Raw genomic sequence first — 20,307 nt, forward strand, 5'->3', positions numbered from 1 at the left:
CTCGGGGCTCACTTCGAACTCAATCAGACAAAAATGTTCGTAGGATCTATCCGTCGGCCAGGCCGATCTTGTTACATGGAACCGACCACACCCGGCGGGCACGGATAATCCACTCGCTGAACCTCACTGCTGACCACCGGACCAATCTACCGCCCACTCCGGCCACCTGACCAAAAAGGGTCATAGCCGTTGAGCATCATGGGAGTTCGTTCATTTCGGACCTTGCGGACCGTTCGCGTCCTGCCTGACAGGGCAGGATGAAGGAACTTACCGTACCGGTTCGCGGGCCGTCTGACGAGGCGTATCGGGCTCCCCGCTCGGGGGGATTCGAGCGTTCCGGCCGTGCGCGATGGCGGAGATCACCCCCGCGCCGCCGAGGCTGCGCTGCTCACCTCGACGGGTGCGTCCCGGCGTCGACCGAAACACTCGTGATCTGCCTGTCCGGCGCGCTCGTGATCCGCCTGTCCGGCGCACTCGGTGAGCGGGCACGACCGTGCGCTCACTGTGGCGGGCGGTCGGCCGGATGGTCCGGAGTAGATTCGGACGCCCGCGGACTGCGATCACGCGCGGGGTCGTAGAGGTGCGACTGTGCACACCCTCCGGCTTGCTCCAGGGCGCGGCCGACCAGGATCACCGCGGCCTGCCGCAGCCCCGCGGCCTCGACTCGGTCCGCTATATCGGCGAGCGTGCCGCGCAGGACCAGCTCCTCGGGCTGGCTCGCGCGATAGACGACGGCTACCGGACAGTCCGCGCCGTACTCGGCCGACAGCTCGGCCGCGATCGGGCGGATGCGGGTGACAGCCAGGTGCAGCACCAGGGAGGCCCGGGTGCGGGCGAACTCGGCCAGCGCCTCGGTGTCGGGCATGGCGGTCGAGCGCGCCTGGGTGCGAGTCAGCACCACCGACTGCACCAGCTCCGGAACGGTCAGCTCGGTCCCCAGCAGCGCGGCCGCGGCGGCATAGGCCGGGACGCCGGGCGTGACATCCCAGGGAATCCCCCGCGCGTCCAGCCGCCGAGTCTGCTCCGTGAGCGCCGAATATATCGATGGATCCCCGGAACACAGCCGCGCCACATCCTTACCCTCCCCATGCGCCCGCACACAGTGCCCGACGATCTGATCGAGATCGAGATGCTGCGTATCGACCAACTCGGCCCCCGGCGCACAGTGCCCCAGCACCTCCGGATCCAGATAGGTCCCCGCATACAGGCAAACAGCCGACTCCCCCAGCAACTTCACCGCCCGCACCGTCAGCAGATCCGCAGCCCCGGGCCCCGCCCCGATGAAATGCACGGTCATGCGCGCGAGTGTATTCACCTGACTCCCCCGACCCGTGGTCAGCGCAGTCGATCGACCTGAATCGTGAGCGGGCACGGCGAAGCCGTCCGGAACGTCCCGCTGGTTTCACCTTCGTCGACGAAGCCGAGTTCATCGGTACGCCGGAACGCAAGCAAGCTCACAGGCGGGGTCGTGTCGACAATCCAGTAGTGCGGTATACCCGCCTCGGCATACTCGCTGGGCTTGGTGACCGTATCCGTCCGGCGCGATCCGGGGGAGATGATCTCCACGACCAGCACCGCACCCGAGGCGCGCAGAATGCCCCCGTCGGAATCGACGCGCTCGAACTCGGTCCGCCGCACCACGACCAGATCCGGTCGGCGCACCGTGGCGGGTTCACCGTCCGGGACCAACTCCAGATCGAGGTCTACGTCGGGAACAACGACCAAATCGGACGGCAACTGCGCATCCAACTGAGCGAAGAGCCTGCCGTCTGCGACGTTGTGACGCGGCGTCGGCGATGGCGACATGACCAGTACCCCCTCCTGCAACTCCCAGCGGTGCTGGTCGTCTTCGGGGAGCGCCACAAAGTCGGCGATCGTCAGTAGCCGCCGCGGATCCGGAAGTGCCGTCATTTCAGCTCCTCACCTCGCCTCCGTGGTCGCCCCAAGTGTCCCACGTCAGCGATTCGGAACAGCGCAGGCGGCGGATGGATTTCGCGCATTCCCGCACCCCGTACACGTTCCCGCACGCCTTTCTGGCCAGTGGTCATGGCGGGGTCCAGTGGTCACGACGGGAGCAGCGATCACGACGGGAGCAGCGGAACGTCAGCGGACTGTGCGCGGGAACCGGGGCATCGGGCATCGGGCAGGGATAGCGACGCCGAGGTCAGGGCCGGGAGCGGAGGTATTCGTCATGGGTGCGGTCTTCGCGGTAGTAGCGCTGAGTGAGGGCTGTCAGGTGGTGGATCTTGGTGGTGAGGCCGGGTGCGTCGATGGGCTCGGCGACTATCGGGTCGCCGGTTTCTACGTAGTAGCGGCCGTCCGCGTAGTCCATCCACCAGAAGGCTCGGCCGAAGGTGGGGCGGGCGTCGATGGCTGGGCCGGGGAAGACGGTGATTTCGCCGAGGGCGCGGCGTGGGCGTTTGAAGATCCGGTCGAGTCGGTCGGTGAGGCTGAGGTCGTGGGTGCGGCGGATACAGCGCTTACGATCTGTGGCGATATCGTTCCGGCTCAACGCCAGAGGAGGCTGCGCACCGGGACCGGTCTGCGGCAGCGCGACCACAGCCCGCTGCGCGAGTGTGGTTGCGGCGCAATAGTTCAGGGTTATGTCGCCGCCGATGTCCGGGGCGATGCCCGGCTCCTGAATCAACGCCACCCCCGCCTGTCCCGTAACGGCACCGTGAAATCGGTACACGCGCGACAGGTCTTGCCCACCAAAGCCTTTCGACTCGATGCGAGCTTCGGGTTCGACCAGCACCGAGAGCGCATACTCGATTTCTTCCGCATATTTGTCCAACAGGGTCCGTACGGCGGCCTCGCGCCCCCGTTTCAGCTCGTCGAAATCCGCGATGCCGGTGCGGTAAGACAGCGGATACGGCAAGCGGTCGCGACCGTATGCGGCCCAGAGGATTTCGAACTCCTGCCCGGTGAACCTAATCCCGCGCCCGGTCACAGTCCCCACCATCCGTCTCAGGGGCTACCTGCTCCGAGGAACGCAGGCCGGTCACCTCGTCGCCGTGTTCCCGAGTAATCAAATATTCGGGTGCGCCTATGCGCTTCTGGTCGTCGGCAGCGGCCCTATTTGCGAGCGCTCCCATACCTGCCGCACCTGCAACGCCGGGCCCTGGCGCACCTGCCACACCCGCCCGAACGGGCGCCGCGCCACCGGAACCGGCATCTCCCGCCGGAAGACCCCCAACCGGGACACCACCCTGGACGCAGCGCCCGGACCCACCTGCGCCGGTGCCACCCGCCCCGGTCGAGCCACCGAATCCACCGCCCCCTGCGCCGCTACCTCCGGATCCACTGGAGCCACCGAATCCACCGACGCCACCTGATCCACCGACACCACCCAATCCGCCTGCGCCACCGCGCCCGCCGACGCCACTCGACTCAATGCTGCCGCCTTGACTACTGGAACCGCCCGGACCGCCCGAGCCACCCGGCACACTGGAACCGCCCGGACCACCCAGCACACTGGAACCGTCCGAGCCGCCCGGCACACTGGAACCGCTCGGACCACCCGGCACACTGGAACCGTCCGGCCAACGCGCACCACCTGGCCATCGAGAACTATCCGGCCAGCTCGCGCCGCCTGTCCTTCCGGACCCAACCGGCCAGCCAAAACCGCCCGGCCCACTCGAGCCACCCAGCGAACCAGAACCACCCGGCCGACCCGAACCACCTAGCGAACCAGAACCACCCGGCGAACCTGAACCACCCGGCCCACTCGAAATGCTCGGCGCGCCTGAGGCCCCGGACCTGTCGGCACCATCAGAACGGCCGGAATCTCCTCCATTCCTACCGATAAGGGGATCGACAGCAGCCGCGCCCTCGAGGTCCGAGCCGAATCCGGCCGGGGTCGTCGCGACGGGCCCGGATGTCGCTGTTTGTCCGGCATTTCGGGAGGGGTTCGATGCCGGATCCGTCGGATCCGGTTGGGTAGCAACCCGATCTGTACCGACCGCGTCGGCACCGCAGTCCCGATCTTCCGCTACCTCCTGCTTGGCCGATACCGCATCCGATCCAGAAATAACGTGCGCCCCAACTGAATCCGCGCCATCGCTATCCGACACCCGGCTCGGGACCACCGGTCTACCCGTCCCGGCCCGATCTCCCAGTCCCGCGGCGATCTCGGAAGCGGCTGGCATATACGGCATTCCGGCATCGGTCTGACCCGCGACCTGCGCGTAGACCGTCCGGAGGATCCGCCGCGCCTCCTCCTCGGCCTCGGTCCGGTTGTACTCGCCCACCTTCATGACGCCGTCCTTCGGCAGCGCCGTGCCGGTGACATCGATCGCTCCGGGGACGCCCGGCATCAGCAGCCGGGTCTCCTCCAGCCCGGTCCGCATCTCCTGCAGCTTCAGGCCGATCACCTTCGCGGCCTCCGCCAGCGGCATCGACTCGTCGCGATAGCGCCTTACCGCGTCCACCGCCGCCGAGGCCGCCGCACCGGTCCAGCCACCGGAGCCGTTCGGACCGCCGACCATGCGCTCGAACTCGGCGGTGAAGTTCGAGAACGTCAGGGCCAATTCCTTCGAGATGCCGTCCCAAATCCGATTCGCGTCATCGACGACCCCGGGCCGCATGGCCGACACGGCGCTCGCCATCTGCTCGAGAGTCAGGTGGTCGTAATTGTCCGGCGAGACAATGTGAGGCGGCTGCAATTGCCCGGCGAAGCCGGGGGCAATCTCCCTCTGGCACGGGAAGATCCGCTCCCGCGCCGCATTCCACTGTTCCTGGGCATCGATGACGCGATTGCGGTAGTCCTCGTAGCTCATCTCGCCCGCTCCGACGCGGAGATCCGAGCGACGGCAGCCTGTTCCTGTGCGACGAAGTTCGAAATCGCCCTGGCAACAATCTCTTTCACGGCCACGACGACTTCTATGTGCCGACGCACCACGGCATCGAGCGCACGATCGCTCCCCGACGCCGTCAGGGAGAACTTCCGCTCCAGCACCCGCCCGGACTCGAAAGCCCCGAACCCCGTGATGTGACTGATATTCCGGACCTCGCTCAACACATCGCCGAGCCTGTCGATGTGGCGGTCGCAAACCTTGTCCAGGCCCGCACCGATCTCGGGATCCAACAGGAGCCGCCCAGCATCGGCCTGATCGAGCAGCCCCTTCCACCCACCGGGATCAACACCGAACGCCATACTCCCCCTCCTCAGTTCGGCAGATACAGGCCAGTCCCTCACCGTCGAATGCGAAGCGGAAACCCCCGAAACGTCGGGCCCGCAACGGTCCAGAGACTTCGACAACGCGGCACCGCACTCCCGGAGATGCCGATCTGGCACCCCCCGGTACCAGCGCAAACACTATCGCCAGGATCTCCCACCGGCAAGCAAAAGACGGTTCCCGCACCCCTTTTCGCCGACCCCGCGTATCCGTCGCCGAACCCCCAGGTCGGCGCAGTCCCGATCCAGTCGTAGCGCCGTTCAGTCAAGTTGCGCACCTCGGGCACGAAGCGCTTCGCGGATACGGTCGAGGATGAGATGAGGACGGCGATAGAGGTGGCTGGCACTCAACCGGATGATGCGCCAATCCAGCGCCCGGAGCGCCTCCAACCGGTCGATATCCCTGCGGCGCTGAGCAGCGTCGTCCCAGTGTTGTCTACCGTCGTACTCGACACCCACTCGCCACTCCTCCCAACCCATGTCGATGTAGATGCGGGAGCCGGTATACGGATCACGCACCAGCACTTGCGTTCTGGGCGGAGGGAGACCGTCGTCGATCAGTAGCAGGCGAGTCAGGGATTCCTGGATCGATTCCGCGCCCGGGTCGATCAATGGCACAAGTTGGGCGATCCGGCGCACCCCGCGGGCACCCGCATGTTCGGCAGCAAGCGCCGCGATCTCCCGTGGTAGTAGATTCGTCGCCCGGCATAGCGCGTCGATGATCGGGATCGCCTCGTCGCGCGGCAGTCTGCGCCCGATATCGAAGGCTGTGCGCGCGGGTGTCGTTACCCGAAAACCATCGATGTCACAGCACTCGTGCGGCTCGTATGTATCACGGTAGATTCGAATACCATTGGGCGGCTTGAGATGTCGGGCACTGCCGAGCTCGACCGCCTGTTGGGCATCGATCCACGGCGTTTCGTGCATCGCCGCTGCCGAGCGGCCGACCACAACGGCATCTCCCTTGGACCAATGCACTGCGGCCTGCGCCCGCCCCACGGCATTCAGCACAACACCCTTGCGCACGTGGACACCCGGAAACACCTGCTCGAAGTCCTTCCGGAGCTGCCACTCTGTGATGTACCCCGCCGCGACTGCCCACGCCCCCCGAAACGGCTCATCCAGCACCCCCATGGCCGCGCACTATGCCCCGCTCCACCGACAGATAGACAAAGTGGGAACTATCCGTGACCCCTTCCTGCGGCGATACCACGCAGAGTTCCCAGTGATCAACGGTCCAGCTTTTCAGCGGGCCCGCCGACTCACGGCGCCACCGTGAAGAGTTCGTAGCTGTGGCTGTCCGGGTCGCGGACGTAGACGCCACGGCCTCCCGCCAGGTGGTTGATCTTGCGGTCCCAGCCGGACTCCGGGCCCGATCCGTAGTCGACGGCCGGCCACCCCGCCAGCCTGTCCATGACGGCGTCGAAGGTGTCGTCGTCGACCAGGAAGGCGTAGTGCCCCGGGTCGACTCGGACGCGCTGGTCGTAGTCGAGAGTCAGGTCGTCGTTGACCGCCACCGGAACGAACGGTCCCGCCGGCGATGACACCGACAGACCCAGCAGTTCGGCGAAAAACGTTGCGGCCGCGTGCTTATCGGTAGCCGGGACAATCGTGTGGTTGAGAACGATGGACATGACAGCCTCCTGCACCGGGCCGCCGACGGTCTGCCACAACGCCCCGGCCGGGTTAGTTACATGCAATACGCACACAAATATACATGCGAACCGCATACACTTCCAGCGATGCAGGGACCGCGGCCGGTAAATTGAGCCCCGTGAACCGCCCCTCCGACACCCCGGACGGCGGGCCCGCCCTATTCCGGCTGGTCCGCTTCTGGTCCCGGCGCTGGGTGAACCGCGCCCTCGATCCGGGCGAGCCGGACGGCGATATGCGCCGGGTCCAGTACATCCAGGCCGTCGAGGCGGTGGCGGCGCGGGGCGCGGCCGAGGAGGCGACCGTCACGACCGTCGCCACCCAGCTCGGCCTCGACCATTCCGGCGCCAGCCGCATCGTCCGCGAGACGGTCGCGGCCGGTTACCTGCGCCGAGCCGACTCGGCACACGATCGCCGACGCGTGGTCCTCGAACTGACCGACCACGGCCGCGACCTGCTCGCCGCCTCCCGCGACTGGCAGCGGCGCAGTTTCGACGAGCTCACCGCCACCTGGGACGCGGACGATCGCCGCCGATTCGCCGCCTACCTGCAGCGGCTCGCCGACGAGACGACCTGACCTACCCCGTCATATCGAATCCGCCGAGGATCTTGGTGGGCCGGATGCGGACCACCAGCTCCCCCGGCACCCCGTTGCGCTTGCCGAACTCCTCGGCCCGGTCGGCGCCCATGTACCGGCCGCCGATGGCGGTGGCGGTGCGCACCAGCTCGTCGAGGTCCTCGGAGACGGTGGCGACGCCCTGCACCTGCAGATACGCGAACGGCGGCTCGTCCAGGTCGACGCACATTGCCAGGCGCGGATCGCGGGCGATCGCCTTGCCCTTCGCGGTGTCCCTACCGGTGTTGAACACCAATTCGTCGCCCTCCAGGACGAACCAGACCGGGTTGATGACCGGCCGCCCGTCGGTGGCCACGAACGCGAGCTTGCCGGTGCGCGTGCCGTAGGACAGGAATTCGCGCACCTGAGGATCGGTAATGGAGGCCATGGCGGTCAGCGTACGGCGAAGGCAGCGGATTCCGGCCACAAGCACGCCGGAATGACGAGACGGCCCCACCGGAACGACAGGACGGCCCACTGGAACGACGGAGCGGCCCCACCGGAACGACGGAGCAGCCCACCGGAACGACAGGGCAGCCCACCAGAACGACAGGGCAGCCCACCGGAACGACGGAACGGCCCCACCAGAACGACAGGGCAGCCCACTGGAACGACGGAACGGCCCCACCGGAACGACGGGGCAGCCCACCGGAACGACAGGGCAGCCTGCCGGAACGACAGGGCAGCCTGCCGGAATGACGAGACGGCCCCGCAGGAACGACGGAACCGCCGTGCCGGAACGACGGACGGTTGTGCCGGGGAGCTCCTAGATCGCCCCGCGTTCCCGTGCCCGGGCGACCGCCGACGTCCGCGACTTCACCCCCAGCTTCGAATAGATATGCACCAGATGGGATTTCACGGTCGTCTCGCTGAGGAACAGCCGCTTGCCGATCTCGCGATTGGAATGCCCGTCGGCCACCAGCCGCAACACCTCGACTTCCCGCGGGCTCAGGGTGGTGTCGGGCTTGCGGACCCGGGTCATGAGCCGGGACGCGACGGACGGCGAGAGCACGCTCTCCCCCGCCGCCGCACCGCGCACCGCCGCCAGCAGCTCGGCGGGCGGGGTGTCCTTCAAGATGTAGCCGCAGGCCCCGGCCTCGATGGCGCCGAGAATGTCGGCATCGGTGTCGTAGTTGGTGACCACCAGTACATTCGGCGGATTCGGCAAGGCGCGCAACGCCATCGTGGCGTCCACGCCCGACTTACCCGGGCCGAAGCGCAGATCCATCAGCACCAGGTCGACCTCGGTGGTGGTGCAGAAGGCGACGGCCTCCTCCGCGGTCGCGGCCTCGCCGAGCACGTCGATGTCCTCGCCGGAATCGAGCAGGGCGCGCAGCCCGGCGCGGACGATGGCGTGATCGTCGGCGAGCAGCAGGCCGATCATGGCGAATCCTCCAGCGGGAACGTGACGGTGACGGCGGTGTGGCCGGGCTCGGATTCCACGTTCATGCCGCCGCCCTGCTCCTCGACGCGACTGCGCATGGCCGCGAGCCCGAAGGTGCCGCGCGCGAAAACCGCTGGGTCGATGCCGATTCCGTCGTCGACCACATCGAGATGTACCGCGTCGTCGGCGTAGGTGAGGGTGATCCGCATCCGATCGGCCCCGGCGTGCCGGACCACGTTGGACACCGCGCCCTGCGCCACCCGCACCAGCGCGGCCTCGATCGGCATCGGCAGCCGTTCCGGCGCGCCCTCCACCAGCACCTGGGTCTGCAGCCCGGGTGCGTTGGCGCGCTCGGCGATTCGCTCCAGCGCCTCGGTCAGCGACTGGCCCTCCAGCACCGCCGGGGTGAGTTCGGCGATGAGCTGGCGGGTTTCGGCGAGACTGTCGGCGGCGGTGTCGCGGGCGAGCCGAATCTGTTCCAGCGCGGGATGGTCCGGACCGGAGCGCTCGGCGGCGTGCAGCAGCAGCTGGATGCTGGACAGGCCCTGGGCCACGGTGTCGTGGATCTCCTGCGCCAGCCGCTGCCGTTCGGCCAGCTTGCCCGCGGTGCGCTCCTGTTCGGCGAGAGTGGCACGGGCGGCCAGCAATTCGTCGATCAGCCGCTGCCGGTCGGCGGCCTCCTGGAACAACGCCCGATACCCGAGACCGATGGCGAGGGCGACGAGCGCACCCAGCACCGGCCCCACCACGCCGCCGATCGACCAGCCCTGGTGCAGCGCGAAGCCGACCACGGACACCACGGTGGCGACGGCGACCGCCACCGCACCCCAGATCCGCGGCAGCAGATGCAGATACAGGAAGAACAGCCCGAACACGAGATAGATCGCGTACGGCTCGACCGCCACCAGGCCCAGCCACAGCACGGTCAGCAGGCCCAGCCACACCCGGGCCGCGACGGGACGCCCGCGCAGCACGACACCGGCGAAGTAGGTGAGCAGGAAGAGCACCGCCAGCGTCATCACACCCCACCGGTGTTCACCCCCGGGCGCCAGCGCGCGGCCCACGACGACCGCGGTCAACGCCACCATCAGCGCATGCAGCCCGAGCTGCAGCGCGGCGAAGACAGGGGTCAGCGGCGAGCGGTGCACGCCTGCCAGCTTATGCGCGGTTACCTGCGTGGCATCCATCGAAAGGCGTATTCGCCGCCCACCGTCGGCATAGCCGGGTTCGGTCCGCTCTCGCGATGGCCCGCGCGGCGATCCGCGACAGGCTGGACTCATGTTCGTTGCGCTGCGAGATCTGCGGGCCGCCCGCGGTCGCTTTCTGCTCATCACGCTGGTCGTGATCATGGTTGCGCTGCTGGTGAGTTTCCTGAGCGGCCTCACGGCCGGATTGGCGCACCAGAACGTCTCCGCGATCGAGAAGATGACCGGCGACGCGGTGGTCTTCGCCGATACCGGCAACGACCCGTCCTACGATTCTTCGACGCTGTCGCCGGAACAGGTGCGGGCCTGGCAGCACGCCGGTGGTGCCGTCGATCCCGTCGGGATCAGCTACGGCCAGGCCACCCTCGGCGGCTCCCCGCCCAGCCGGGTGGCGCTGTTCGGGACCCAGGGTGACACCTTCGGCAATCAGACGGCAACCCCGCCCGGCACGGTGGTGCTCAGCAAGCCCGCCGCCCAGGAGCTGTCCGCCGCACCGGGCGACCGTGTCGCTATCGGCTCCGGCACATTCACCGTCGCCGCGGTCGGTACCGACGATTGGTACAGCCATACGCCGGTGGTGTGGATGTCGCTGCCGGACTGGCAGGCCCTCGACCCCCGCGGAGGTGCGGCGACCGTGCTGGTCGTCTCGGACGTGCCCGACGAGGCTGCCGTGAACGCCGCCGCGCACACCCGGACGACCGGCGTGCGGGACTCGCTGTCCGCGCTGAGTTCGTATCAGGCTGAGAACGGTTCGCTGACGCTGATGACCGTCATGCTGTTCGCCATCTCCGCGCTGGTGATCGGGGCGTTCTTCACGGTGTGGACGATTCAGCGCACGCCGGATGTCGCGACGTTGAAGGCGCTGGGGGCGACCACCGGGTCGCTGGCGCGAGATGCCTTGGGGCAGGCCCTGACCGTGCTCGCGATCGGTGTCGGTATCGGTGTCGGCGGCACCGCCGTCGCGGGCGCGCTGCTCGGCGACGCCCTCCCGTTCGTGCTCAGCGTCGGCACCACCCTCGTTCCCGCGGCCGCACTGGTCGGGCTGGGCCTGCTCGGTGCGGCCTTCGCGCTGCGCTTCCTCGTCACCACCGACCCGCTCGCGGCGCTAAACCAGTCGCGCTGAATCAGCCTGCCGTACAGGAGTTTCCGATGACCACCTCACTCACCGTCAGCGATGTCACCCTCACCTACCCGGACGGCACCGACCGCCTCACCGCATTGGACGCCGTGAATCTCCGGGTGGACGGCGGCCGGATCGCCGCCATCACCGGACCGTCCGGGTCCGGCAAATCCAGTCTGCTGGCGGTGGTTTCGACCCTGATCCGTCCCGACTCCGGGCGTGTGCTGCTGGAAACCGCCTCCCGCAGCGTCGATCTCGCCGCGCTGAACCGCCGGGATGCCGCCGCGGTGCGGCGAACGGATATCGGCATCGTCTTCCAGCAACCGAATCTGATTCCCGCGTTGACGGCCGTGGAACAGCTCGAGGCCATGTCGCATCTCGGCCAGCGTCTGTTCACCGCGTCCCGGATTCGTCGCGAAACCCACCGCAAGGCAAGGGATCTACTCGCGGCGGTCGGGCTCACCGGCCACGAACACAAGCGTCCCGCCCAACTGTCCGGCGGTCAGCGCCAGCGCGTGAACCTCGCCCGCGCCCTCATGAACGATCCGGCGCTGCTCGTCGTCGACGAACCCACCAGCGCCCTGGACACCGAGCGCGGCGCCGCGGTCATGGACCTCATCCTCCGGGTGGTCCGCGACCACGGCGCCGCCACCCTGCTGGTGACCCACGACCGCGCCCACCTCCATCGGATGGACGCGGTCTACCGCATGGTCGACGGCCACCTCACCTTGGACGAACCCGCCGAACTGCCCGTCTCGTAGCCTCGTCATTCCGGCACGCTCTCGGCCGGAATCTCGCAAGCCGACGTGGATCCCGGCCAAAAACACGCCGGGAACAACAAGGGAGGCGCGCTACGGCGGGAACAACAAGGGAGGCGTGCTACGGCGGGAACAACAAGGGAGGCGTGCTGCGGCGGGAACAACGAGGGAGGCGCGCTGCGGCGGGAACAACGAGGGAGGCGTGCTACGGCGGGAATAGCGAGGGGCCTACCGCGTCAGGGCTTTTCGCGCCCCTCGGCAGGGTGCACATCCGCATACCAATCCAGCAGGCCCGGGTTGTCCACAGCCGTACGCTCCACCACCCGGGACGGGTCGGCGCCCTGGAACAGCCGCTTGATCGGGACCTCGAGCTTCTTGCCGGTGCGGGTGTGCGGGACGCCCGGCGCGACGATGATGTCGTCGGGCACGTGGCGCGGCGAAACCTCGGTGCGAATCGTGTTCCTGATCCGCTCGGTCAGCTCGGAGGAGAGTTCGGCGCCCTCGGTGAGCACCACGAACAGCGGCATCCAGTAGCCGCCGTCGGGTTGTTCGGCGCCGATCACCAGCGCCTCGGCGATCTCCGGCAGCCGCTCCACCGCCTGGTAGATGTCCGCCGAGCCCATCCGTATGCCCTGCCGGTTCAGCGTGGAATCCGAACGACCGTGCACGACGATACTGCCGTGGTCGGTGATCGTGATCCAGTCACCGTGCCGCCATACACCCGGAAACATCTCGAAATAGGCGCTGCGATAACGGCTTCCGTCGGGGTCGTTCCAGAACTTCACCGGCATCGACGGCATCGGCTTCGTCAGGACCAGCTCGCCGACCTCTCCGCGCACCGGATTTCCGGTCTCGTCCCAGGAGTCCACGGCCGCACCCAGGTACGGCACCGACAGCTCGCCGGGCCACACCGGCACCGTGCGAGCGCCCCCGATGAACGCCGACACCACATCGGTTCCGCCGCTGAGCGAGGACACCTGCACCCGCTCACCGACATTGTCGCGCAACCACAGTGCCGACGACGGCGGCAGCGACGAACCGGTGATGCCGACCGTGCGCAACAGTGACAGATCGTGGTCGCGACCCGGTACGACTCCCGCCTTGAGGCAAGCCAGCACGTACCCGGGGCTGCTGCCGAGCGCAGTGGTCCGCGTCCGAGCGGCGATGTCCCACAGCGCATCCGGCGTGGGATACCCGGGACTGCCGTCGTAACACACGATGGTCGCCCCCACCAGCAACCCGGCGATCTGGAAATTCCACATCATCCAGCTCGGGCTGGTGTACCAGAAGAACGTGTCGTCGCGACCGATATCCGACTGCAGCGCAACGGCCTTCAGATGTTCGACGACCACCCCGCCGTGGCCGTGCACGATCCCCTTGGGCAGCCCGGTGGTCCCCGACGAATACAGCACCCACAGCGGGTGGTCGAAATCGACCTTCCCCGTGTCGACCTCGACGCCGATCGGTTCGGTGATCTGCTCCCAGTCCAGCGAATTGGGCACCTCGCCGCCCAGTCTCGACACCACCACGGCGGCCCGCACCGTCGGCAGACCGGCGCGCAGCGCGACGATATCGGCGGTCTTGTCGTGCGCCTTGCCGCCGTAGCGATATCCGTCGGCCGTCACCAGCACGACCGGCTCGAGCTGGCCCAGCCGGTCCAGCGCCGCCTTCGCCGAATAGTCCTGGCCGCAAGCGCTCCAGACCGCGCCGAGGCTCGCCGTCGCCAGAAAGGCGATGACGGCCTCCGGGATATTGGGCAGATAGCCGACGACACGGTCACCCGGCTCGACCCCCTGGGCACACAGCACACCGGCGAATGCCGCCGTCCGGCCCAGCAATTCGGCCCACGAGACCTCGGTCAGGGTGCCGTCCTCGCCCACGTACACGATTGCCGGGCGATCCGAGCGCGCGTGCCGCACCACCTGGTCGACATAGTTCAGCCGAACCCCTGGGAACCATTGCGCACCAGGCATTTCCGTACCGGAAAGCACCCGCCGCGGCGGCTCCCCCAACTCGAAGTATTCCCAGAGCGCACCCCAGAACCCGGGCAGATCGTCCACGGACCACTGCCACAGGGAGTGATAGTCCGGAAACTCCGCCCCGGTTCGCTCCGCCGCGAACCGCGCGAAATCCGTAACGCGCGCACCGGCGACATCCTGCTCACTCGGCACCCATTGCGGCTCCACCGCGAACCTCCCTACGCATTCGTCGCACCGGCACCGCGGCACACGCGATGGCTACCGGAAATTCTCACCGAGCCACCGCCTCATGTCAGTCCCCCGGCCCATTCGGCTCGGCGCGGCGCACGATGCGCTCGGCGTGCCGCACGATCGGGCCGTCGACCATGCGCCCCTCGAAGGCGAATACCCCGCGGTTGTTCGGCACCTCGGCGAGCAGCCTGCGCGCCCAGTCCACCTCGTCCGGCGAGGGCAGGTAGGCCGCGCGGATCACCGGCACCTGGCCGGGGTGAATGGCCACCTTGGCATCGAACCCCACCGCCACCGCATCGTCGGTCTCCGACCGCAGCCCGTCCAGGTCGCGAATGTCGAGATACACCGAGTCCAACGCGAACTTGCCGTACGCCTTGGCGGCCAGCAGCACCGACGAGCGCACGTGGCGCTCCACGTCGCGATAACTCCCGTCGGCGTGCCGACTCGAGTTGCCGCCCAGTGCCGCGACCAGATCCTCGGCGCCCCACATCGCGCCGACGACATTGGCGACCCGCATCACGTCATCCGCCCGCAGGGCGCCCAGCGGAGATTCGAACAGCGCGATCACCTCACACTCGGTGAGGCTCGAAACCTGTTCGACCGTCTCGCATTTGGGCAGCATGACGCGCCGGTACCGGGTGCCTACGAGCGCCTTCAGGTCCAGGGCATGGTCATCGGTCCCGGCCGCGTTCACCCGGACCACGGTGCGTTCGGGGTCGAGCGGCGTCGCGGTCAATGCCTGACGTGCGGCGGCCTTGTCGGCCGGTGCGACACCGTCTTCCAGGTCCAGGATCACCACATCGGCTGCGGCCGCGGCCTTTTCGTACCGTTCCGGCCGGTCGGCCGGGCAGAACAACCATGCGGGGCCGGGCATCTCCCAGGTCATGACGTCCACTTCCGCACCAACGTCCGCCGGATCGCCGTCGCCACCACATCGCCGTGCTGATTGCGCCCGGTGTGCGCGAACGTCACGATCCCCTCCCCGGGGCGGCTCTTGGATTCCCGCTTCTCGGTGACCACGGTCTCGGCATACAGCGTGTCGCCGTGGAACAGCGGCTTCGGGAAGCCGATGTCGGAAAAGCCCAGATTCGCCACGATGGTGCCCTGCGTCAGCTGCGCCACCGACAGGCCCACCAGCGTCGACAGCGTGAACATCGAATTCACGAGGCGCTGGTGAAAGGGCGGCAGCGCGTCCGCGAACGCCGCATCCAGATGCAATGCCTGGGTATTCATGGTCAGCGTCGTGAACAGGACATTGTCGGCCTCGGTAATGGTGCGGCCCGGCCGGTGCTCATACAGCACGTCGGTCTCGAATTCCTCGTACCACAGGCCGCGCTGCACCACGCGGCGCATCGGCTCACTCACAGACCCAGCTCCCGTCCGATCAGCATCAACTGCACCTCGGTGGTGCCCTCGCCGATTTCCAGAATCTTGCTGTCGCGGTAGTGCCGGGCGACAGCATATTCGTTCATGAACCCGTAGCCGCCGAAGATCTGGGTGGCGTCGCGGGAATTGTCCATGGCCGCCTCGCTGGCGACGAGTTTCGCGATCGACGCCTGCTTCTTGAACGGCTTTCCCGCCAGCATCAGCGCGGCCGCGTCGTAGTACGCCGTGCGCGCGGCGTGTGCCCGCGCCTCCATGCGCGCGATCTTGAACGCGACCGCCTGATTGCGGCCGATCGCCTGCCCGAATGCCTCGCGCTCCTGCGCGTACTGCACGCTCTCGTCCACGCAGCCCTGCGCGGCGCCCACCGACAGCGCGGCGATCGCGATGCGCCCCTCGTCGAGGATGCGCAGGAAGTTCGCATACCCGCGCCCGCGCTCCCCGAGCAGATTCTCCTGCGGCACACGGACATCGGTGAGGCTGAGCGGATGCGTATCGGAGGCGTTCCACCCGACCTTGTTGTAGGCCGGTTCGGCGACGAAGCCCGGCGTATCGGTCGGCACCAGAATGGTGGAGATCTCCTTCTTGCCGTCCGTCTGGCCGGTCACCGCGGTCACTGTCACCAGCCGGGTGATATCGGTGCCGGAATTGGTGATGAACTGCTTGCTGCCGTTGATGATCCAGTCGTCACCGTCGAGCACGGCCGTGGTGCGGGTGCCGCCGGCGTCGCTGCCCGCGCCCGGTTCGGTGAGGCCGAAGGCGGCCAGCGCCCGGCCGGATGTCAACTGCGGCAACCACTCCTGCCGCTGTTTGTCGTTGCCGAAGCGGTAGACCGGCATGGCGCCCAGCGAGACGCCCGCCTCCAGGGTGATCGCCACGCTCTGATCGACCTTGCCGAGTTCCTCGAGCGCCAGGCACAGCGCGAAGTAGTCGCCGCCCATGCCGCCGTACTCCTCCGGGAAGGGCAGCCCGAACAGCCCCATATCCGCCATCCCGGCGATCACCTCGTAGGGGAACGAATGCTCCGCATCGTGTTTCGCGGCGACCGGCGCCACCACCTGACGGGCGAAGTCCCGGACGGTCAGGGCGAGTTCGCGGTATTCGTCGGGAAGGGTGCCGGTGGACAGGAAGTCGGTCATGCGTGGGGTTCCTTCGAATCAGGGGTGTCGTCGGGAGCGATGCGGGCGAGTACCTGGTCGACCTGGACCTGGGTCCCCGAATCGACCAGTAGCTCAACGGTTCCCGCGATCGGCGCGGTGAGGGTGTGCTCCATCTTCATGGCCTCGACGACCACGATCGGCGCCCCGGCCGCCACCGCGGCACCGGGAGCGACCGCGACAGCGATCACCGAACCGGGCATGGGGCTGCGGATCTCGGCATCCCCGACCTGTTCCGCGCCCGCGCGCACATTCACCTCGGCGACTTCCCGGACGGCGGCGACGCCGATCGCATCGGCGACCCACAGCTGACCGTCGTGCTCCGCCACGCGGAACCGACCGCGCACGCCGTCGAGGGTGATCGTGACCTCGGTATCGCCGAATTCGGCTGTCAGCGAGCGCTTGTCGGATTCGTCGAGCCAGACCTCGGCATCGCGCGGATTGCCCGTGAGATACACGTGGGTGGTGCGGTCGCCTCCGGACAGCCGTAGCACCGTGGGCGCCGGAGCGCCCAGCCGCCAGCCGCTCGGCGTCCCCCACACGTCCTGCGCGCTCGATTGCCACAGTCGCAGCCAGCGGTATACCGCGGCCGCCACGAACTGTTCGTCGGATACCGGTGCGGGACGGAAGTCCCCGGCCCGCCGATCCAGCAGGCCCGTGTCCAGCCGGCCCGCCAGCACATCGCCGTCGGCCAGCAGGAACCGCAGGAAGTCGATATTCGTCCGGACTCCCAGCACCAGGGTATCGGCCAGCGCACGGTCGAGCTTGGCGATGGCGTCGGCGCGGGTGGACGAGTAGGCGATCACCTTGGACAGCATCGGATCGTAGTCACTGCCGACCACGGATCCGGTCCGCAGGCCCGAATCCACCCGCACCCCAGCGCCGTTCGGCTCCGACAGCGCCAGCACGGTGCCACCGGTCGGCAGGAAGTCGCGTCCCGGATCCTCGGCGTAGACACGGGCCTCCATCGCGTGGCCCGTCATCCGGATGTCCTCCTGCGCGACCCCCAGCTTCTGCCCGGCCGCCACCCGCACCTGGCATTCCACCAGGTCCACGCCGGTGATCAGCTCGGTCACCGGGTGCTCGACCTGCAGGCGGGTGTTCATCTCCATGAAGAAGAACTCGTCGGGCCGGTCGGCCGACACGATGAACTCCACCGTCCCGGCGCCGACATAGTCGACACTGCGGGCGGTATTGCAGGCCGCGGCGCCGATTCGGGCCCGCGTATCGGCGTCCAGCAGCGGCGACGGCGCCTCCTCGATCACCTTCTGGTGGCGGCGCTGCAGGCTGCACTCGCGCTCGCCCAGATGCAGCACCTGACCGAACTTGTCGGCGAGTACCTGCACCTCGATATGCCGGGGCCGGGTGACGAACCGCTCCAGGAACAGGGTGTCGTCGCCGAAGGCGGCCGCCGCCTCGCGCCGCGCACTCGCCAGCGCATCGGGCAGCTGCTCGGGCGCGTGCACCAGCCGCATCCCCTTGCCGCCACCGCCCGCTGACGGCTTCACCAGCACCGGATATCCGATATCGCCTGCGGCATCGAGCAATTCGGCATCGGTCAATCCGGGCCGCGCGATCCCCGGCACGACGGGCACGCCGAAATCGGCGACCGCGTTCTTCGCGGCGATCTTGTCACCCATGATCTCGATCGCGCGGGCGGGCGGCCCCAGGAATACGATGCCCGCCTCGGCGAGAGCCGCGGCGAACCCCGGATTCTCCGACAGGAAGCCGTATCCCGGATGCACCGCCTGCGCGCCGGTCCGCACCGCGGCATCGACGACCTTGCCGATATCGAGGTAGCTCTCCCGGGCCGCGGCCGGTCCGAGGCGCACCGCGGTATCGGCCTCGTGCACGTGCCGGGCGTCGACATCGGCATCGCTGTACACCGCGACCGATCGAATCCCCATGGCGCGCAGCGTCCGGATGACCCGGACCGCGATCTCGCCGCGGTTGGCGACCAGCACGGTGTCGAACGGAACGGGCGAATTCTGCAGCATCGTCATCACATCCGGAAAACGCCGTAGGACACGGGCTCGAGCGGGGCCTGCGCGCAGACCGACAGCGCCAGCCCCAGCACGGTTCTGGTGTCGGCGGGATCGATCACGCCGTCGTCCCACAGCCGCGCGGTCGAATAGTACGGATTACCTTGTCGCTCATATTGTTCCCGGATCGGCGCCTTGAACTCCTCCTGCTCCTCGGCGCTCCAGGTATCGCCGAGCTGATCGCCGCGCACGGTCGCCAGCACCGACGCGGCCTGCTCGCCGCCCATCACCGAGATCCGCGCATTGGGCCACATCCACAGGAACCGAGGCGAATACGCGCGCCCGCACATCGAGTAGTTGCCCGCGCCGTAGGAGCCGCCGATGATCACGGTCAGCTTGGGCACCCGGGCGCACGCCACCGCCGTCACCATCTTCGCGCCGTTCTTGGCGATACCCCCGGCCTCGTAGTCGCGGCCGACCATGAACCCGGTGATGTTCTGCAGGAACACCAGCGGGATCGACCGCTTGTCGCACAGCTCGATGAAATGCGCTCCCTTGACCGCGGATTCGCTGAACAGCACGCCGTTGTTGGCGACGATGCCGACCGGATGGCCGTGGATGCGGGCGAACCCGGTGACCAGCGTGCGCCCGTACTCCTGTTTGAACTCGGAGAACTCGCCGCCGTCGACGACCCGGCCGATGACCTCGCGCACGTCGTAGGGCGTGCGCGAATCCACCGGCACCACGTCGTAGAGCTCCGACTGCGGCGCAACGGGATCCACCGGCGGCGCCACCTCCCACGGGCTCGACGACCGCGGCCCCAGCGTGCTCACGATGCGGCGCACGATGCGCAGCGCGTCCTGATCGCTGTCGGCCAGATGGTCCGTGACACCGGAAGTGCGCGAATGCAATTCGCCGCCGCCGAGCTCCTCGGCGGTGACCACCTCGCCGGTGGCCGCCTTCACCAGCGGCGGCCCGCCCAGGAAGATGGTGCCCTGGTCGCGCACGATGACGGCCTCGTCGCTCATCGCCGGGACGTACGCGCCGCCCGCCGTGCACGAGCCCATGACCGCGGCGATCTGCGCGATGCCCTGGGCGCTCATGGTCGCCTGGTTGTAGAAGATGCGGCCGAAGTGCTCCCGATCCGGGAACACCTCGTCCTGATGCGGCAGGTACGCGCCACCCGAATCGACGAGATAGAGACAGGGCAGGCGGTTCTGCAGCGCCACCTCCTGCGCGCGCAGATGCTTCTTGACCGAGACCGGGTAATAGGTGCCGCCCTTGACGGTGGCGTCGTTGGCGACGATCACGCACTCGCGGCCGGACACCCGGCCGATCCCGCTGATGATGCCCGCCCCCGGACAATCGTCCCCGTACATGCCGGTCGCGGCCAGGGGGGACAGCTCCAGGAACGGGCTGCCGGTGTCGAGCAGTTGATCGACCCGCTGACGCGGCAGCAGTTTCCCGCGGGCCACGTGACGATCGCGCGCCTTGGCCGGGCCACCGAGCGCATTCGCCGCCAGCCGCGACCGAAGGTCCTCCACCAGCGCCAGGTGAGCCGCCCGGTTGGCGCCCTCCACCCGCGTGTCCTGCGTAACCGCCATCACGCCATCCTGCCCGATCGGTTAATCGCCAATAACTGGAATTTAAGATAGTCTCCATT

19 protein-coding genes are annotated in these 20,307 nt (G+C 68.1%); 3 read left to right on the forward strand and 16 right to left on the reverse strand.

Annotation, left to right across the window (positions count from 1 at the left end; translation table 11 throughout):
- Nucleotides 1-499 precede the first annotated feature (499 nt).
- From cobM to NM1_RS06660, 7 genes are all read right to left on the reverse strand, one after another.
- Nucleotides 500-1,297, reverse strand: a complete 798-nt coding sequence (gene cobM, locus NM1_RS06630) for a precorrin-4 C(11)-methyltransferase (RefSeq protein ID WP_068015329.1) — start codon at nt 1,295-1,297, stop codon at nt 500-502.
- Nucleotides 1,298-1,335: 38 nt separating this feature from the next.
- Entirely contained in the window at nt 1,336-1,911 is a 576-nt protein-coding gene (locus NM1_RS06635) for a Uma2 family endonuclease (protein WP_068015076.1), read from the reverse strand.
- Nucleotides 1,912-2,164: 253 nt separating this feature from the next.
- Nucleotides 2,165-2,950, reverse strand: a complete 786-nt coding sequence (locus NM1_RS06640) for an ESX secretion-associated protein EspG (RefSeq protein ID WP_246011157.1) — start codon at nt 2,948-2,950, stop codon at nt 2,165-2,167.
- Nucleotides 2,951-3,046: 96 nt separating this feature from the next.
- Nucleotides 3,047-3,394 carry a hypothetical protein gene (locus tag NM1_RS06645; RefSeq protein WP_147288954.1) on the reverse strand — a complete coding sequence of 116 codons (348 nt, stop codon included), beginning with the start codon at nt 3,392-3,394 and terminating at the stop codon, nt 3,047-3,049.
- 1,380 nt (nt 3,395-4,774) lie between these two features.
- Entirely contained in the window at nt 4,775-5,197 is a 423-nt protein-coding gene (locus tag NM1_RS06650) for a hypothetical protein (protein ID WP_246011159.1), read from the reverse strand.
- A gap of 240 nt (nt 5,198-5,437) precedes the next feature.
- Nucleotides 5,438-6,310 carry an endonuclease domain-containing protein gene (locus NM1_RS06655; protein ID WP_068015090.1) on the reverse strand — a complete coding sequence of 291 codons (873 nt, stop codon included), beginning with the start codon at nt 6,308-6,310 and terminating at the stop codon, nt 5,438-5,440.
- Between the two features lie 128 nt (nt 6,311-6,438).
- Nucleotides 6,439-6,810, reverse strand: coding sequence for a VOC family protein (locus NM1_RS06660; RefSeq protein WP_068015332.1), 372 nt, complete (start codon nt 6,808-6,810; stop codon nt 6,439-6,441).
- Nucleotides 6,811-6,950: 140 nt separating this feature from the next.
- Between NM1_RS06660 and NM1_RS06665 the strand changes: the two genes are divergently transcribed.
- Nucleotides 6,951-7,406 carry a MarR family winged helix-turn-helix transcriptional regulator gene (locus tag NM1_RS06665; protein WP_068015093.1) on the forward strand — a complete coding sequence of 152 codons (456 nt, stop codon included), beginning with the start codon at nt 6,951-6,953 and terminating at the stop codon, nt 7,404-7,406.
- Between the two features lies 1 nt (nt 7,407).
- Here the strand turns inward: NM1_RS06665 and NM1_RS06670 are convergent, their stop codons facing one another.
- The 3 genes from NM1_RS06670 to NM1_RS06680 all read right to left on the reverse strand — a co-directional run bounded on the left by NM1_RS06670 (nt 7,408) and on the right by NM1_RS06680 (nt 9,977).
- Nucleotides 7,408-7,833: a PPOX class F420-dependent oxidoreductase gene (locus tag NM1_RS06670; protein ID WP_068015335.1), complete on the reverse strand. Its 426-nt coding sequence runs from the start codon at nt 7,831-7,833 to the stop codon at nt 7,408-7,410.
- Nucleotides 7,834-8,211: 378 nt separating this feature from the next.
- Nucleotides 8,212-8,829 (reverse strand): response regulator, encoded by a 618-nt coding sequence (locus NM1_RS06675; protein ID WP_068015096.1) that lies wholly within the window; start codon nt 8,827-8,829, stop codon nt 8,212-8,214.
- Nucleotides 8,826-9,977 carry a sensor histidine kinase gene (locus NM1_RS06680; RefSeq protein ID WP_174556848.1) on the reverse strand — a complete coding sequence of 384 codons (1,152 nt, stop codon included), beginning with the start codon at nt 9,975-9,977 and terminating at the stop codon, nt 8,826-8,828. The genes NM1_RS06675 and NM1_RS06680 overlap by 4 nt, the downstream gene beginning before the upstream one ends.
- Nucleotides 9,978-10,107: 130 nt before the next feature.
- Between NM1_RS06680 and NM1_RS06685 the strand changes: the two genes are divergently transcribed.
- Both NM1_RS06685 and NM1_RS06690 read left to right on the forward strand, forming a co-directional pair.
- Entirely contained in the window at nt 10,108-11,157 is a 1,050-nt protein-coding gene (locus NM1_RS06685; RefSeq protein ID WP_068015101.1) for an ABC transporter permease, read from the forward strand.
- Nucleotides 11,158-11,183: 26 nt separating this feature from the next.
- Entirely contained in the window at nt 11,184-11,915 is a 732-nt protein-coding gene (locus NM1_RS06690) for an ABC transporter ATP-binding protein (RefSeq protein WP_068015105.1), read from the forward strand.
- Between the two features lie 233 nt (nt 11,916-12,148).
- Here the strand turns inward: NM1_RS06690 and NM1_RS06695 are convergent, their stop codons facing one another.
- The 6 genes from NM1_RS06695 to NM1_RS06720 form a co-directional block, all read right to left on the reverse strand.
- Nucleotides 12,149-14,083: an acetoacetate--CoA ligase gene (locus tag NM1_RS06695; protein WP_373864025.1), complete on the reverse strand. Its 1,935-nt coding sequence runs from the start codon at nt 14,081-14,083 to the stop codon at nt 12,149-12,151.
- A 100-nt stretch (nt 14,084-14,183) separates the two neighbouring features.
- Entirely contained in the window at nt 14,184-15,008 is an 825-nt protein-coding gene (locus NM1_RS06700; RefSeq protein WP_068015338.1) for an HpcH/HpaI aldolase/citrate lyase family protein, read from the reverse strand.
- A complete protein-coding gene (locus NM1_RS06705) occupies nt 15,005-15,475 on the reverse strand; it encodes a MaoC family dehydratase (RefSeq protein ID WP_084519221.1) in 471 nt (156 codons plus the stop codon). Before NM1_RS06705 ends, NM1_RS06700 begins: the two co-directional genes overlap by 4 nt.
- Before the next feature lie 8 nt (nt 15,476-15,483).
- Entirely contained in the window at nt 15,484-16,644 is a 1,161-nt protein-coding gene (locus NM1_RS06710) for an acyl-CoA dehydrogenase family protein (protein WP_068015113.1), read from the reverse strand.
- Complete coding sequence (locus NM1_RS06715; protein WP_068015340.1) at nt 16,641-18,659, reverse strand: acetyl/propionyl/methylcrotonyl-CoA carboxylase subunit alpha; 2,019 nt, start codon at nt 18,657-18,659, stop codon at nt 16,641-16,643. The genes NM1_RS06710 and NM1_RS06715 overlap by 4 nt, the downstream gene beginning before the upstream one ends.
- A 5-nt stretch (nt 18,660-18,664) precedes the next feature.
- Entirely contained in the window at nt 18,665-20,248 is a 1,584-nt protein-coding gene (locus NM1_RS06720) for a carboxyl transferase domain-containing protein (RefSeq protein ID WP_068015116.1), read from the reverse strand.
- Nucleotides 20,249-20,307 lie beyond the last annotated feature (59 nt).

The sequence above is a fragment of the Nocardia mexicana NBRC 108244 genome (assembly GCF_001613165.1).
Lineage (GTDB): Bacteria > Actinomycetota > Actinomycetes > Mycobacteriales > Mycobacteriaceae > Nocardia > Nocardia mexicana.

Coding starts and splice junctions, on each gene's coding strand:
- NM1_RS06700 (WP_068015338.1), bottom strand. CDS start 15,008: ATGACCTGGGAGATGCCCGGCCCCGCATGGTTGTTCTGCCCGGCCGAC.
- NM1_RS06660 (WP_068015332.1), bottom strand. CDS start 6,810: ATGTCCATCGTTCTCAACCACACGATTGTCCCGGCTACCGATAAGCAC.
- NM1_RS06705 (WP_084519221.1), bottom strand. CDS start 15,475: ATGCGCCGCGTGGTGCAGCGCGGCCTGTGGTACGAGGAATTCGAGACC.
- cobM (WP_068015329.1), bottom strand. CDS start 1,297: ATGACCGTGCATTTCATCGGGGCGGGGCCCGGGGCTGCGGATCTGCTG.
- NM1_RS06655 (WP_068015090.1), bottom strand. CDS start 6,310: ATGGGGGTGCTGGATGAGCCGTTTCGGGGGGCGTGGGCAGTCGCGGCG.
- NM1_RS06685 (WP_068015101.1), top strand. CDS start 10,108: ATGTTCGTTGCGCTGCGAGATCTGCGGGCCGCCCGCGGTCGCTTTCTG.
- NM1_RS06720 (WP_068015116.1), bottom strand. CDS start 20,248: ATGGCGGTTACGCAGGACACGCGGGTGGAGGGCGCCAACCGGGCGGCT.
- NM1_RS06715 (WP_068015340.1), bottom strand. CDS start 18,659: ATGCTGCAGAATTCGCCCGTTCCGTTCGACACCGTGCTGGTCGCCAAC.
- NM1_RS06690 (WP_068015105.1), top strand. CDS start 11,184: ATGACCACCTCACTCACCGTCAGCGATGTCACCCTCACCTACCCGGAC.
- NM1_RS06675 (WP_068015096.1), bottom strand. CDS start 8,829: ATGATCGGCCTGCTGCTCGCCGACGATCACGCCATCGTCCGCGCCGGG.
- NM1_RS06635 (WP_068015076.1), bottom strand. CDS start 1,911: ATGACGGCACTTCCGGATCCGCGGCGGCTACTGACGATCGCCGACTTT.
- NM1_RS06710 (WP_068015113.1), bottom strand. CDS start 16,644: ATGACCGACTTCCTGTCCACCGGCACCCTTCCCGACGAATACCGCGAA.
- NM1_RS06670 (WP_068015335.1), bottom strand. CDS start 7,833: ATGGCCTCCATTACCGATCCTCAGGTGCGCGAATTCCTGTCCTACGGC.